The organism is Paenibacillus sp. B-A-8 (assembly GCF_048572915.1).
Lineage (GTDB): Bacteria > Bacillota > Bacilli > Paenibacillales > Paenibacillaceae > Paenibacillus_AQ.
This window is the reverse complement of sequence record NZ_CP183882.1, coordinates 2,687,965-2,700,987: the sequence shown is the minus strand read 5'-3', so window position 1 is coordinate 2,700,987 and position 13,023 is coordinate 2,687,965. Positions and strand designations below refer to the sequence as shown.

The 13,023-nt window shown below is 41.7% G+C and carries 20 protein-coding genes; 2 read left to right on the top strand and 18 right to left on the bottom strand.

From position 1 onward, the window contains the following. Positions 1-40: 40 nt before the first annotated feature. Positions 41-442 carry a DUF4265 domain-containing protein gene (locus ACN6MV_RS11575; protein WP_042126603.1) on the bottom strand — a complete coding sequence of 134 codons (402 nt, stop codon included), beginning with the start codon at positions 440-442 and terminating at the stop codon, positions 41-43. Positions 443-810: 368 nt separating this feature from the next. After that, entirely contained in the window at positions 811-1,668 is an 858-nt protein-coding gene (locus ACN6MV_RS11570) for an SDR family oxidoreductase (protein WP_419886396.1), read from the bottom strand. A 197-nt stretch (positions 1,669-1,865) separates the two neighbouring features. On the opposite strand from ACN6MV_RS11570, the gene ACN6MV_RS11565 reads away from it, so the two are divergent. Beyond that, on the top strand, positions 1,866-2,642 hold the full coding sequence (locus ACN6MV_RS11565; protein ID WP_419886395.1) for a hypothetical protein: 777 nt from the start codon (positions 1,866-1,868) through the stop codon (positions 2,640-2,642). A 20-nt stretch (positions 2,643-2,662) separates the two neighbouring features. On the opposite strand, the gene ACN6MV_RS11560 is transcribed toward ACN6MV_RS11565, so the two are convergent. The 13 genes from ACN6MV_RS11560 to ACN6MV_RS11500 all read right to left on the bottom strand — a co-directional run bounded on the left by ACN6MV_RS11560 (position 2,663) and on the right by ACN6MV_RS11500 (position 9,778). Then, positions 2,663-3,454: a lipid II flippase Amj family protein gene (locus tag ACN6MV_RS11560; protein WP_042126599.1), complete on the bottom strand. Its 792-nt coding sequence runs from the start codon at positions 3,452-3,454 to the stop codon at positions 2,663-2,665. A 26-nt stretch (positions 3,455-3,480) separates the two neighbouring features. After that, complete coding sequence (locus ACN6MV_RS11555) at positions 3,481-3,891, bottom strand: DUF2809 domain-containing protein (RefSeq protein WP_231574155.1); 411 nt, start codon at positions 3,889-3,891, stop codon at positions 3,481-3,483. A 9-nt stretch (positions 3,892-3,900) separates the two neighbouring features. Further along, complete coding sequence (locus ACN6MV_RS11550; protein WP_339290471.1) at positions 3,901-4,326, bottom strand: hypothetical protein; 426 nt, start codon at positions 4,324-4,326, stop codon at positions 3,901-3,903. After that, positions 4,323-4,910 (bottom strand): histidine phosphatase family protein, encoded by a 588-nt coding sequence (locus ACN6MV_RS11545; protein WP_076117088.1) that lies wholly within the window; start codon positions 4,908-4,910, stop codon positions 4,323-4,325. Before ACN6MV_RS11545 ends, ACN6MV_RS11550 begins: the two co-directional genes overlap by 4 nt. Positions 4,911-4,928: 18 nt before the next feature. After that, positions 4,929-5,402 carry an NUDIX domain-containing protein gene (locus ACN6MV_RS11540; RefSeq protein ID WP_042132081.1) on the bottom strand — a complete coding sequence of 158 codons (474 nt, stop codon included), beginning with the start codon at positions 5,400-5,402 and terminating at the stop codon, positions 4,929-4,931. A 210-nt stretch (positions 5,403-5,612) separates the two neighbouring features. Next, entirely contained in the window at positions 5,613-5,759 is a 147-nt protein-coding gene (locus ACN6MV_RS11535; protein ID WP_170880214.1) for a hypothetical protein, read from the bottom strand. 61 nt (positions 5,760-5,820) lie between these two features. Beyond that, positions 5,821-6,285, bottom strand: a complete 465-nt coding sequence (locus ACN6MV_RS11530; RefSeq protein ID WP_076117086.1) for a DUF523 domain-containing protein — start codon at positions 6,283-6,285, stop codon at positions 5,821-5,823. A gap of 147 nt (positions 6,286-6,432) precedes the next feature. Beyond that, the gene (locus tag ACN6MV_RS11525; RefSeq protein ID WP_231574153.1) at positions 6,433-6,999 is read right to left on the bottom strand and encodes a putative ABC transporter permease; all 567 of its coding nucleotides are present in this window, start codon (positions 6,997-6,999) and stop codon (positions 6,433-6,435) included. A 162-nt stretch (positions 7,000-7,161) separates the two neighbouring features. Further along, positions 7,162-7,350, bottom strand: coding sequence for a hypothetical protein (locus ACN6MV_RS11520; protein ID WP_076117084.1), 189 nt, complete (start codon positions 7,348-7,350; stop codon positions 7,162-7,164). A gap of 176 nt (positions 7,351-7,526) precedes the next feature. Continuing rightward, positions 7,527-7,706, bottom strand: coding sequence for a hypothetical protein (locus ACN6MV_RS11515; protein ID WP_042126589.1), 180 nt, complete (start codon positions 7,704-7,706; stop codon positions 7,527-7,529). A 91-nt stretch (positions 7,707-7,797) separates the two neighbouring features. After that, complete coding sequence (locus ACN6MV_RS11510) at positions 7,798-8,484, bottom strand: LrgB family protein (RefSeq protein ID WP_419886394.1); 687 nt, start codon at positions 8,482-8,484, stop codon at positions 7,798-7,800. Beyond that, positions 8,484-8,894: a CidA/LrgA family holin-like protein gene (locus ACN6MV_RS11505; RefSeq protein WP_042126587.1), complete on the bottom strand. Its 411-nt coding sequence runs from the start codon at positions 8,892-8,894 to the stop codon at positions 8,484-8,486. Before ACN6MV_RS11505 ends, ACN6MV_RS11510 begins: the two co-directional genes overlap by 1 nt. Before the next feature lie 209 nt (positions 8,895-9,103). Then, entirely contained in the window at positions 9,104-9,778 is a 675-nt protein-coding gene (locus tag ACN6MV_RS11500) for an NAD(P)H-dependent oxidoreductase (protein WP_339290464.1), read from the bottom strand. A 150-nt stretch (positions 9,779-9,928) separates the two neighbouring features. Here ACN6MV_RS11500 and ACN6MV_RS11495 point away from each other — a divergent pair, with 150 nt between their 5' ends. Continuing rightward, the gene (locus ACN6MV_RS11495) at positions 9,929-10,321 is read left to right on the top strand and encodes a winged helix-turn-helix transcriptional regulator (RefSeq protein WP_042126583.1); all 393 of its coding nucleotides are present in this window, start codon (positions 9,929-9,931) and stop codon (positions 10,319-10,321) included. Positions 10,322-10,337: 16 nt separating this feature from the next. Here the strand turns inward: ACN6MV_RS11495 and ACN6MV_RS11490 are convergent, their stop codons facing one another. The 3 genes from ACN6MV_RS11490 to rhaA form a co-directional block, all read right to left on the bottom strand. Continuing rightward, on the bottom strand, positions 10,338-10,715 hold the full coding sequence (locus ACN6MV_RS11490; RefSeq protein ID WP_042126581.1) for a YkvA family protein: 378 nt from the start codon (positions 10,713-10,715) through the stop codon (positions 10,338-10,340). A 111-nt stretch (positions 10,716-10,826) separates the two neighbouring features. After that, a complete protein-coding gene (locus tag ACN6MV_RS11485) occupies positions 10,827-11,465 on the bottom strand; it encodes a Vat family streptogramin A O-acetyltransferase (protein WP_419886393.1) in 639 nt (212 codons plus the stop codon). A gap of 117 nt (positions 11,466-11,582) precedes the next feature. Continuing rightward, complete coding sequence (gene rhaA / locus ACN6MV_RS11480) at positions 11,583-12,857, bottom strand: L-rhamnose isomerase (protein ID WP_419886392.1); 1,275 nt, start codon at positions 12,855-12,857, stop codon at positions 11,583-11,585. Positions 12,858-13,023 lie beyond the last annotated feature (166 nt).

The following is a 13,023-nucleotide window of genomic DNA, read 5'->3' as shown; positions in this document are numbered from 1 at the left end:
TATTTTTTCTTATTCATCCTTCGTTTATATTTACGTACCTTCACTTCTCAAACCGCTCAATGATTCGATTCATTTCCCCATCCACATCAATCAAAGTATTCTTAGGAATATGAATGACTATCAAACCACCAAAGATTTGTTCACATTTCCCTTCATTATCCGTGATCCGTTGTTTAAAAGCAGAAATGGCTGCTGAATCAACAGCTTCTTTACTGAGGAGCCAGGCGTACCTTTTAAAATGAGATTTCTGTACCGTTTCCTGATAATAAAAGATTCCTTGTTCTTCCTTCACTCGTATAATATCACCCATTGTAACACCTGGATTAAAAATCGGCGTCTCTTCGATGCGGTATTTATCTTTACCAACTGGAGTTACATCAAGGATTTCAATTTCACGGCCTGCTGGATCGAAACAAATATGCAGTCCTGACGAATCTAGCATCGGCACACCTCAATTCTTATCAAAGTCTGATCTTGATGATTCTAAATAACACAAAACACAATAAATACATTAAGCTTGTAACCCCAAACAATCTGAAGATACCTGGCGTCAAAAACATATACAGACTGTAGGGAAAACTCCAAATAAAGGCGAGAAGCATGAGAAGACTTCTGTTTAAAGAGATGCCTATCGCTAGTAATCCGGCCGGCAACACCAGCATTACCATACTCATTATAATACTGGATTGATTCGTAACCTCAGCATAAGGATTAATGAATATAAATATAAACCATAAAAAAACGGTCATCAAACTGGATACATATCCAATGAGTTTAATGATTGTTAAGTTTATGGATTGCTCCATTCCATCACCTCAATTCTTTCGCAATAATTCTCTCCAGCCATTTCCACGGGAGCAGCGTTTTGCCTAAGATCAAGATCCGGGTGCCTTTGCCGATAGGGTACCGAAGCCTTGGTGACTTCATTTCAGTAATACGACCGATAAGATCTGCGACTTGACTTGGATCTGGTGCAGTTTCAGCGGTATGTTTGGAATATCGTAGCACTGCATCCAGACGTTTTCTGTAAGGAGAATTCTCGCTTCGACGGATTTGTTCTATTCCCTTTCCCCAAATCGGGGTACGGAAAGAGCCAGGTTCAATTAATACTACACGTATTCCATAAGGAGACATTTCATGACGTAGACTTTCACTGAATCCTTCTACTGCAAATTTGGAAGCTGCATATGGAGCATACCCCGGAAACCCGGACAACCCGCTTATACTCCCCACATTAATAATCGTACCACTTCTCTGTTCTCGCATCACTGGCAGCACAGCTTTTGTCACCGCCACTAATCCGAAAAAATTCGTCTCCATTTGATGGCGCCATTCCTCCATAGTTATCTCTTCTATGAAGCCGCCTATAGCAAAACCTGCATTGTTAACCAGAACATCAATTCTTCCAAATGTATCATGCACTGAGGATATAGTCGCCTCTATAGAATCACTATCAGTTACATCCATAGTCATGAAATGAAGCTGCTTTAAGAGTCCTGCTTGCTCTGCCTGCTGTTCAAGCTCACCTTTACGACTCAAATCGCGCATGGTTGCTACAACTTTGAATCCCTGTCCAGCTAGTTTGAGGGCTGTGAGCAGTCCAAATCCACTAGAAGTTCCGGTTATTAAGGCCACTCGATCCTGCATTCGATCTAGATGTGAATTCATATTTGACTCTCCTCATGTTTCATTATTCCAAAAAGCAAACTAACGTTCTATTTCGGGGTTGACTATCCATTAATTTCAAGTTATAGTGATTGCATCATTTATATTCTGTGCGGGAGAAGCACCTCGCAAGACAGGCAATCATGCCTATCTTGGAGGTGCTTTTTTGCGCGCATAAACTAATTAAGGAGCTGAAACGATTGATAATTCACAAATTTAGTTATTTTAAAAGGTTCGTCCAATTCATCCTTGTAGTAGCTCTCCTCATTAGCAACCTTCCGATGGCTGCTGCAGGTACAGATTGGGATTCTGCGTTAAATGACATTAACGGTCTCCATGGTAATTATACCTCTCTTCAAGCTGCCCTCAAGTCTGATAGCTCTAAAATCCAGATACTGCGCAAGCAGAACAATGAAACACTGAAATCTATTCACACTGTCATAGAGTCAACAGATAAGGCTCTGCTGAGTCGTTTATCTTCTGAAGCCACAACTGTTCAAAAGAAGCACGCTCCCCTCCTGGAACAATACAGTACACTCAGTAAGCAGTCTGCTGCAGCGAAGAAAGCTAAAGACTTTAAGACCGCCACTCTCCTTGACCTGAGACGCAATAAGCTCAAGGCTGCGGTAACCATCGCTAGAACTGAAATCAAGGCAAAGACAGACGCGTTGGCAACCGCCCGTAAGCAAACCGCTACTAAGCTCAAACCTATCAAAGATGCGCTGGCACCGATCACAGCTTTGAAGAAGCAAATCACCGACGAGAACAAGAATATCGCTGCAGCACAGAAAGTTCGATCAGAAGCAGATAAACACTACAAATCGGCTGTAAAACAAGGAGATGCGATTACAGCAGCAACAGAATTGAGAGCATCCTATGATCAAATGATACGAGTTCATGCCATGCAGCAAAATATTTACAGCTGGGAGCAGAAGATAGCACTAGCTTTGCGCGCGGCAGAATCTAAGCTTCCATAAGTAGAGCGGTTCGCCATTCCTTAAATCAGTTTTACCAGTAAACTGATGAAACCTGCTGCGGGCTCGATCAGCAATTGGGCTAGCAATGTCCCTAGAAATCTGGAGCCCATCAAGACGACATATATTTTTCCAAGCTGGTTGCGATATTCTATATTTTCAGTAGCCTTATGAGTAATAAGACCAAGCTGCGGGTCGATAAATACGGTGAGCAATATGGTTGCTAATCCGTTAATTAGTCCAGAAGCTTGAGAGGCAGTGGTGCTGAATTCAGGAACTAACTTGGCAGCATACAGAGAAGCCAATACACCGACCGTATAGAATGCTGTAACAAAAACATTCATGACAATAAACCGTTTAGGAATTCCCAGGTATCTAAAGTTATATAGGTTCACTTTTGGTTTTCTTATGTATTTTCTTGTATTCTTTAACTGCCCAATGGTTACGCTCGTAAGCAGCTTGGGAATAGAACCTTCGATCTCTAGCTTAGATATGATTCTACCAAAAAGACCCACAAAGGTAGGAAACACGGCAATTGCAATTAAAGTGCCTAATGATGAAGCTAACAGAATAATTCTCAAATAATTAATAAGCGGAAAATCAGGATGCAATTTGGCATAGTCTACGAATTTAGCCGTCAGTGGAGCTTGAATCATGTTTGCGGTTCTTGACACGAGAACAATAATGCCTGTCAGAGACAAAGCAATAGCTATCTTGTTCAGCTTCACTCCGGCGTATCTTACCGAATACGATAAGGTTTCTGCAGTATGAATAATCATTGTAAGCAAGCATACTACAATCAAACTGTTAACCATTTGTAGGTTCATCTCCAATGAGAAAGCTATTTATCAACTTGGTACTGTTTTGGCTGAAAGTATTGATCCAATCCATAAGAAAGTATAATTCCAACGCCATATCTAACAAGGTCAATCCATAGGAACCCTTTTCCGAGAATTAATCCGCCGAGTACAGTAGCCCGGATGCTGTTGATCCACTCCGCTTGATATAGCTGGCTGAATTCTATGCTGAAGCTAAAAATCAGACTCCACATAAAAGCAATCCACAGCTTCCTGTTCACTAGCAGTACGCGAAACATAAAGTAAACCATGCTGCCCCAAAGTGCGTCTCCAAAATGTCTCGATACAAACAAAGGCAGATGTTCCGAGAATACTCTAGAGCTTAAACCCAGTGCAATAACAATTAGGCAGATGCATCCATAAAAAAGTCTTTCTTTCAGAGCATTAACTCTCATTTCCATCCTCTATCCAGCGTCTGACTTGAAGTTTATGCTTGCGATAATATTAATGATCACGATATAAAACGGATAAATAATCATGGCCCCTATTATGATCAGTCCTGTTACCGGTGCTGGTTTATCCGCAGCTTCTGTAATTGGGAACCATGCTGCAAATAAATTAACGAACAGAAACAAATAGGGATACCAAAGGATCGCAGTGAAATATTTGGATTTTTTACCGTTCAAATATTTTTTTGTAATCCAAACAAACCCTATAGAAGAAAATATAAATAATACAAGCATGAAGATAAGCAGCAAGTTATCTACTTTACCCAGCTCCAAGCCCGAAATTCTACTGATTCGATAAATATTCACTAGTAGCTCTATGACGACAAACAACATAAAGGCATAAAATGCGCTTAATCCATTGAGCTTAATAAAATATCTCATTTACTCAGCGCTTCGGGATTCCACATTCGTTCCACACTAGTAAGCTCTAATTCATCAAATTCCAACTTATAAATATCTGGTTTGGAAGTCTGTTCAAAGAACTCATAACCATACTCTTTATTGAAGTAATTCAGGATAATGGTCATGATATTCCCGTGCGTACCAAGTGCGATTTTACTGCCTTTATTTTGCCGGATCAATTCTTTTATGATTGGAATCGCACGCTCTTGAGCTTCCTGAGTACTCTCTCCATCCGGCATTTTATATTGTAAGTCTGTGAATGAGGTCCGTATTCCCTGAAGATATTCTTGTTCACTGATCTCAATCTCCATGCTTGCGATAGCTCTTTCTCTAAGCTCCTCATACAGCTCAATCTCATGATCCGAAGCCTCAGCCAAATACTTAACCGTATCTATGGCTCGTCTATAAGGACTGGAGATAAAATGTGTGATCTCCTCCTCTGCCAATATTTCTTTAATTCTATAAGCATCCTCATGCCCTTTATCAGATAATCCTCGTTCCCTCTCATCTCCAAGCACAAAAGGTGATACTGCGTGCCTAATCATATAAATAAAAGTCTTCATGAGTAACTCCTCTCCTGCTTATTCAAATATCGTTTTTGCTGCCTCACGGTCTTTCTTGAAAATCTCCACTGGATAGGGAATGGCCATCTCGGGCAGCTCACTCTCTTTAAAGAACTTAAATTCTTCGACTTCTCCATCCATTGCTCTCAGCGTTCCACGGATGATAGAACACTCAAATACGATAACTGTATATTCCACCTGGTCTCCATTGTTATATTCGTATCTATATTTCCCTCCACCAAAAACCCCAAGAATGGAAGTAGGATTTACCATTAATCCAGTCTCTTCATATACTTCTCTGCGCAAAGTTCTTCCCGGACGTTCCCCTGGCTCGATGGCTCCTGCTGGCAATCCCCACAAGGACTCTTCAGGTTTGCGGATAAATAGAATATCATCTTCTTTATTTCTTATTACTGCAGCTACGGAGGGCATCATTAATAACTCTGATCCCACTTTTCCTCGGATTTCCTGATAATACTCAGACATCGGCACGCTATTCATCCATCCTTTCACACCGTTTAGTAGAACATCATCCTATTTTCCTCCAGCTTCCCAAAAACCCACATTATGTATATATTAGACATCTCTGTGATGGAATCCTTTAGATTCGGCAATATGCTTAGCGTGGAACAAAAAAAGCTTCCGAACGGCTCAATAGTTTCTGAGGTCCGGAAGCAGTTACAATGAGGTGAGACTTTGAACTTAATGTTTCCCTTTGTAGCCGGCAAGCTGTATGATCATGATGACAAGAACGAGCAATGAAATGAGCTGATCAATACTCATCTGCGTCCGCCTCCAATCCCAAATAAAGGATGGCTCTTCGGACGGCAATTCCTCTCCCAAGGACACTGCTTCGTTTCCCTTTTACACATTATGTAGCATAAGTTCAATTTATGACTTTAAGAATGACTTACCCATCCATCCGAGCTAGTTCTTTCTCCACTTCATCTAGTTGATCTTCACCGAACACCTTAAACCCATTCTGCCGTAATAACTCCGTAGTTGTACCTTCTCCTGACATCTTCGTATCCATAAATGTTCCATCATAAATATACAGACTACCACAAGAAGGACTATCCTGTTTCAAAATCGCTAATGCAACTTGATGTTCTGTAGCCAGCCTCAGCGTTGCTTGAGCACCTTTCATAAAGGGTTCTGTAACATCTGCACCTGCGCCCGTCACTACCCGCTCACCTTGCCGCTGAGCATCGGGGCGAGGCGTTGGTAACCCACCGACTACCTCAGGACAAATATGGACAAAACGTCCTTCCTCATACCACTTCAGGAAACGGGCATCTAGACACGGCACATCACCATTATCATAACGTACTTTATGTCCTAACAGACATGCGCTTACTAGAATCTTCCCTGTCATCGTTATCTCCACCAGTCCGTCTAGTATTTAATATATGGCTATATTATTTACGACACAAAACTGATATGCAAGATTGAGAGGCTTGTCCTTGAAATGTTTGTGCTTCATACACAAAAGAATGCTCACAATGTCCATATAGAACTCAGTTTAATCTTGATATTGGGGGCTCTTTTCACTCCGATACCGACTCCAGCAAGTCCATAATAAATCCGCCATAAGGTAAAGACCCGCCAAAGGAAATATAATTCCCCAAACATTTTGGACAAGAGAATATAAACGCTCCATAAACGGCTGAATCCCATACACACAAGCTACCGATAACGCCCACCAATATAGAGAGAAACGAAGGCAAATATGCCCTTGCAGTTGATAAGACATTCCTGAATAATCCCACCATTGCTTTTGAAACACGCTCTTCAGCAACCAACCACTTATGTATTCAACAGCTGAAGGAATGACTAACGCTAGAAGAAGGAACATTGGGAAAGGCAGAGTTAAGTCTCTGGCAATCAGTAGAAGCAGTGGTGCGAATCCATACATGGGCTTAAAGGGACCTTTTAGAAACCCCTCTTTGCGAAAGCTTCCATTGCTATATAAGTTATATGTACCTTCCAATACCCAACCTAAAAAAGAGTAGACCATAAAATAAAAAAAATACTGACCCGCCACTGCCATCGCAGTATCTCCGCTTGAAGAAAATATAGAAGTCATCATGTTTATACACCGCTCCTAGTTGTCATTATTTTCTTAAATATCCATCCGGCCCTATTATGCCTTAATCCTTCAGAAGATATGCACGCAAAAAAGACATAACCCCAGGGTTATGTCTTCATTACAAAATATAAAGAGTGAAGCGGATTCTCTATCCTTCCACGCTTATGGTTTAAGCTGTTCTTCAGGATTCTGAGCCGGTATCAGCGGCTGATTGTTGTCTTGTTTCTTTAACGTATCCGTCGTAATTTCACTACGTACGCCAAAGTTTGAACCATACTTTTTCTCAAAGTTGCCTACAAGAGCCTCACCACGTTTTTGCCGATATCGGCTGTTCTCATTCCGACTACGCATTTCATTTCCTCCCTGCTACAAGAATGGCTGAGATCTGTGAAATTTGCGAAAAGCTACTAAGAATTGGGAGAAAACTCTCTGATGAGGTTGTACCTGAATTCATTATACAATAATTGCTAAAATCATCTCAAGAAAAACAGACTGCCCAATGAAGGACAGCCTGTCTTCCGAATCATTTAGTCCAAATCGTTAGGAAGCGGATCAGGATGCGAGGACTCTGCAGGCTTGGCTACCCAATCGTCTGCTTCTGGCTCGATGTCCACACCATTCTCCATCTTCTTAATTTCAGCTAATGAATCGCCGTCTTTATTTTCCTTGTTGCGGATTTCCGCTTCATCTTGAGAATAATCTGACATGTGAAATCCTCCTCAGGTGCTTTGCTTTATTTGTTCCTTAGTTATAGTTACCCGATGGAGTGTTTTGCAAACATAGTAACGATGAATGAATTTAAGGGTACATGATCCAAGCTACCAGCGGACCGATACATGAACCGACAATAGCGCAAACGGTCATCGCTACGGAGCTCATTGAAACTGACTTTTCACCGTATTCCAGCGCCTTTGCAGTTCCTAGCGCATGAGAGCCAGTACCTAAACCGATTCCAATGCCGATCTCACTTCTTATCTTAAACAGCTTTATGATGAAAGGACCGCCAATCGCGCCCGTAAATCCGGCAATCATTACAAATACAGAAGTTAGCGAAGAATCCCCACCTAAACCATTTGAGATCTGTATCGCTACAGGCGTTGTGATGGATTTTGGCAATATGGACAGAACATACATTTCAGAGAATCCTAGGCCAGCTGCTAAAAGCAAACCACTAAACATCCCTAATAACAGACCTACAATCGCTCCCCCAAGGATGGCCGGGAGGTTCTCCACTAATACATTACGTTGCTTATACAATGGGTAAGCTAGCGCTACAACAGCTGGACCGAGCAGCTTATTAATCCACTGACCGCCTATCATATATGTATCATATGGAATATGAAAATATAGAAGTATTGCTACAACAAGGACTGTTGCTGTTAACGCGGGAATCAGTACAGGAAACCGAAAACGTCTATAAATTACGGACATCATCAAATAAATAGCAACATTAAGCAGGACAATTCCTGTCGCGATAAAAAACATTATATTTCCTTCCCCTCTTTGCCTAAGCTCTTGCTGCTCCAGCCCGCTCTGCTCTTGCCTTTCAAGGTTGAAAGCCATTGACTGGTATGTGCTGCCGCTGCAATTGTGAGGACGCTGCTAACGATAAGAATCAGGATTAATAGCAAACCTCTTCCACTGAAAATATCCATATGCTTCACGATCCCAGCCGTCGCTGGAATAAAAAATAACGGAAGGTAAGCTAATATTGTTGTTGCACCCTCTTCAATCCATTTCACAGGTACGATCTTGAATAACAATAAAACAAAGAGCAGCAGTAATCCGACGATACTCCCGGAAACGGGGAGATGCAGCTGCTTTTGCAGAAAGTCTCCAGCCAAATAGAATAAATAAAGCACGAACACTTGAATAATAATGCGAATGATTTTCATGATGCAGGATCCCTTCATTATTAAATTAACTCGGTAAAGCTTAAAAATAGGTCACCTTAATAAGAGTATCAGAGTTTTCATGAAAATTTCAATTACTTTTCGAATCTTGTAAGAAATAAACAAAAATAACCTGCATGATCTCCAAAACGCCGGAGACTTTGCAGGTTAGGTCTGTTCATTTGCAGCTCAAGAATGAGATTCTAGTTTAATTAAACCCACTGAACGACTTGTTCAGCGACTTGTCTTGTTTTGCCACGTGGTTCATTCAAACGATATCCAAAGGCTACCATACAGGAGATTCCGAAATGCTCAGCATCCATAATCCCCTCTTCTGCAAGGAGCTGCTCAATCTTTGTTTTATCAAAACCTTCCATTGGGCAAGAATCGATTCCGATTAAAGCCGCTGATGTCATCATATTACCAAGGGCTATATAACTCTGCCGGCAGCTCCATTCGAACATTGCACGTTCATTCTCCATCAATCCGAAATCAACCTTCAAGAACTTATCGTACATATTACCTTTCCCTTCCCTCACTTCTGGAGGTAGCTCCTGTACATGCTCCATGACCCCTTTAATATAATCTGAATCAGCAGCCATATCTTTAGGAAGACGTGAAAGAATCAATACAAAATGACTTGCGGTTGGCAATTGCTTTTGTGCTCCCCAAGCATAAGCACGTAATTTCTCGCGAATTTCTGGACTTTGTACTACGACAAAACGCCAAGGCTCGAATCCGAATGAACTTGGTGACAGACGTCCTGTTTCTAGAATAAACTGAAAGTCTGACTCACTTATTTTTTTATGACTATCAAATTCTTTAGTTGCATGTCTGAACTGGTAGGCAGACAGGATTTCATTCTTGTTTAAAGACAAAGTATCCATGAGTCACACTCCCTTTACTTGGTTAGAATCGACGACCATTTGACTGTTTGCCGATCACATGCTTAATATTAGAATATATATTACTTCTTTAAAAGTACGCACATTAATGTTATGTAGTATACAAAATGATACTATGGGAGTTGAGCGACAATGCGTGACCGAAAAGGTGGCTTCGGAAATTACCCTGACAGCAATAAGGAAGCTTGCCCTGTGGAATTTACGCTTGATGTTATAGGAGGGAAATGGAAGGGCATTCTCATCTATCACTTGATCGATGGAACGAAACGTTTTAACGAATTCCGCCGAATCTGCCCAGGCATTACTCAACGTATGCTGACCCTGCAGCTTAGAGAGCTGGAAGAAGATGGGGTTGTTCACCGCGAGGTTTACCATCAGGTTCCCCCGAAAGTTGAATACTCGTTAACTGAATTTGGTGAGACACTCATTCCCATTATAAAACTCATGAAAGACTGGGGCGAGGTTTACAAAACAAAACAGCTTCCCATAGAAAGCTGTCCTGAAGGTACAGATATTACGGTGTAGCTCACAGCTGCACCTTTTATTTTCCATCATTAAAAAACGCTTCAGCCTTTTCCTTATGTTCGTTGGTTACTTGACCGGATATCGCTTTAATACCTGCTGCAATGATCGCTGCATCATCTGTAAATCCAAGGCCGAGAATCGCATCTGGTATCGCATCTATAGGAGAAATAAAATAAGCCAATGCACCGAAAGCAATTCCTTTTGCCCACAAAGGGGTCTTTGCATCGACAGCACAATAATACATCGCGATAGCATCTTTAGTAAATGGAATCTTACCTGCGAACTTTTTAGTTTTTGTCCAAAAATTCCGAGTTACCAATTCCTCATTTTTTTTGCTGTATGGAAACCTCTCTGCTGTGAGCTCCGCAGTGTTCATGTCATCATCTTTCTTCATTAAATTGTCCCTCCGTAAGGTTCATATGAAGTACATACTGTCAGTATACCCTCAGCTATAATATATATCTCTTAAATAAACTATAGCTTGTTCTATGAAACTTACACAATATCATTTGATTTCTTTAATTTTATTCAAATCACTGCTGCATAACGCTTCAAGATTATTAAAGATTCGCTCGGCATCCCAATCCCACCACTTAATCCCTTCAAGATATTCGATCAATTCAGCATCAAAGCGTTGTCTAATCACTTTACAGGGATTTCCTCCAGCCACACTATAAGCCGGGATATCTTTCACAACCGTTGAATTAGCCGCGATGACCGCTCCATTTCCAATATGTACACCAGGCATAACCGTAACATTCTGCCCAATCCACACATCGTTACCGATCACTGTATCTCCTTTATAAGGTAGATCTGATAGTTCTGGAGCTGCATGCTCCCAGCCATTAGCCATAATATTAAAAGGATAGGTCGTAACCGAATTCATTCGATGGTTCGCACCGTTCATGATAAATTCAACGCCTTTGGCAATCGCGCAGAACTTCCCGATAATAAGCTTATCGCCAATAAAATCATAATGATGCGTCACATGCTCCTCAAACTTTTCCGGACCGTCTATATCATCATAATACGTATAATCGCCAACCAGAATATTGTTTCTAGTAATTACATTTTTGATGTAACAGATGCTTTTGATCTGTTCATTTGGATTGAGTGCATTCGGATTCGGTCCAAATTTCTCCATAGTAACGCCTCTCTCTCTTTTTGATAAAACATAGCAGAGATCGGAAGCCTTTTCAAATAAGTACGAATGATGAACATAAAAAGCGGCTACCATGTGGTAACCGCCATTACAACTACTTTACCGCTTAGATAAAACCTCTACTTCATATTGCTTCACATCGCTCAGCCAACTTTCACGGACAGGCACAGCATTTGTCGCACAATAATAATCCCAAACAGCTCCGAATGGATAAGATTTCAATTCCTCCACAAGTGCAAGTCTCGTAGTATAATCCCCATCCAGTTCAATTTTCTTCAATAGCTCTATCGGTTCCAGCATCGCACGTAACAAGGCTTTGATTGTGTTCCGTGTTCCGATCACCCAAGCAGCAATATGATTAATACTTCCGTCAAAGAAATCAAGTCCGATATGAGTCCTGTCTAGAAATTGTCCTCTTACTAGTTCACGGGCAATCTCTAGCAGTTCATCATCCATTGTCACCACATGATCACTATCCCAGCGTACTGGGCGGCTAACATGCAGCAGCAATTGATCACCAAACAGCAGCCAAGACGATAGTTTGTTCGAAATGGTCTCGGTCGGATGGAAATGCCCAGCATCAAAGCAAACCGCTTTGCCCCGGCTTAGCGCATACCCCATATAAAATTCATGCGAGCCCACCACATAACTTTCTGAGCCAATTCCAAACAGCTTACTTTCTACTGCATCAATGTTATATTGCGGATCGATCTCCTCGCTAAAAATCTCATCCAGTGATTGCTGAAGTCGTACCCTCGGCGATAGACGGTCGATCGGTGTATCTTTATATCCATCTGGAACCCAGAAATTAGTCACACAAGGCTGACCTAGCGCCTGCCCGAAAGATTCTGAGATTCGGCGTGCAGCCTTGCAATGAGAAATCCAGAAGTTGCGTATTTCAGGATCCGGGTGGCTTAGTGTGAAGCCATCATTAGCTTTTTCATGAGAGAAGCAAGTGGGATTGAAATCTAATCCAAGTCCCTGCTCCTTAGCCCAGTTCACCCATCTTTCATAATGCTTAGGCTCTAGTGCATCAAGATCTACTGTCTCTTCCGTATCGGCATAAATAGCATGTAGATTAACTTTATGACGGCCTGGGATAAGCGCTAAGGCCCGCTCCAAATCACGCCGTAGTTCCTCCGGATTCCTAGCACGCCCCGGGTAACTGCCCGTGACCGCGATCCCGCCGCTGAGTTCCTTTTCCTTATTCATGAAGCCCTTTACATCGTCTCCCTGCCAACAGTGCAATGAAATTTTGATTGCCGCAAGCTGTTCTAATACTTTATCTACATCAATGCCATGCTGTGCGTAGAGCTTTTTCGCTTCATTATAGCTCGTCTGAATGCTCTTTAAGCTTTCTGTACTCTGCTCCATGCTTGAGCCTCCTGATCTTGTCTTAGTGATTTCATTTAGGGGGATTTATACCCTTCTTTGGCTCATTTTCCGCTTTTTACGCTTAATGAGGGGGATTTATACCCTTCTTTTGCTCGTTTTCCGCTTTTTACGCTCAATGAGGGGGATTTATACCCCTCTTTGGCTC

Coding starts and splice junctions, on each gene's coding strand:
- ACN6MV_RS11575 (WP_042126603.1), bottom strand. CDS start 442: ATGCTAGATTCGTCAGGACTGCATATTTGTTTCGATCCAGCAGGCCGT.
- ACN6MV_RS11570 (WP_419886396.1), bottom strand. CDS start 1,668: ATGAATTCACATCTAGATCGAATGCAGGATCGAGTGGCCTTAATAACC.
- ACN6MV_RS11560 (WP_042126599.1), bottom strand. CDS start 3,454: ATGGTTAACAGTTTGATTGTAGTATGCTTGCTTACAATGATTATTCAT.
- ACN6MV_RS11555 (WP_231574155.1), bottom strand. CDS start 3,891: ATGAGAGTTAATGCTCTGAAAGAAAGACTTTTTTATGGATGCATCTGC.
- ACN6MV_RS11550 (WP_339290471.1), bottom strand. CDS start 4,326: ATGAGATATTTTATTAAGCTCAATGGATTAAGCGCATTTTATGCCTTT.
- ACN6MV_RS11545 (WP_076117088.1), bottom strand. CDS start 4,910: ATGAAGACTTTTATTTATATGATTAGGCACGCAGTATCACCTTTTGTG.
- ACN6MV_RS11530 (WP_076117086.1), bottom strand. CDS start 6,285: ATGACAGGGAAGATTCTAGTAAGCGCATGTCTGTTAGGACATAAAGTA.
- ACN6MV_RS11525 (WP_231574153.1), bottom strand. CDS start 6,999: ATGATGACTTCTATATTTTCTTCAAGCGGAGATACTGCGATGGCAGTG.
- ACN6MV_RS11520 (WP_076117084.1), bottom strand. CDS start 7,350: ATGCGTAGTCGGAATGAGAACAGCCGATATCGGCAAAAACGTGGTGAG.
- ACN6MV_RS11515 (WP_042126589.1), bottom strand. CDS start 7,706: ATGTCAGATTATTCTCAAGATGAAGCGGAAATCCGCAACAAGGAAAAT.
- ACN6MV_RS11510 (WP_419886394.1), bottom strand. CDS start 8,484: ATGTTTTTTATCGCGACAGGAATTGTCCTGCTTAATGTTGCTATTTAT.
- ACN6MV_RS11505 (WP_042126587.1), bottom strand. CDS start 8,894: ATGAAAATCATTCGCATTATTATTCAAGTGTTCGTGCTTTATTTATTC.
- ACN6MV_RS11500 (WP_339290464.1), bottom strand. CDS start 9,778: ATGGATACTTTGTCTTTAAACAAGAATGAAATCCTGTCTGCCTACCAG.
- ACN6MV_RS11495 (WP_042126583.1), top strand. CDS start 9,929: ATGCGTGACCGAAAAGGTGGCTTCGGAAATTACCCTGACAGCAATAAG.
- ACN6MV_RS11490 (WP_042126581.1), bottom strand. CDS start 10,715: ATGAAGAAAGATGATGACATGAACACTGCGGAGCTCACAGCAGAGAGG.
- ACN6MV_RS11485 (WP_419886393.1), bottom strand. CDS start 11,465: ATGGAGAAATTTGGACCGAATCCGAATGCACTCAATCCAAATGAACAG.
- rhaA (WP_419886392.1), bottom strand. CDS start 12,857: ATGGAGCAGAGTACAGAAAGCTTAAAGAGCATTCAGACGAGCTATAAT.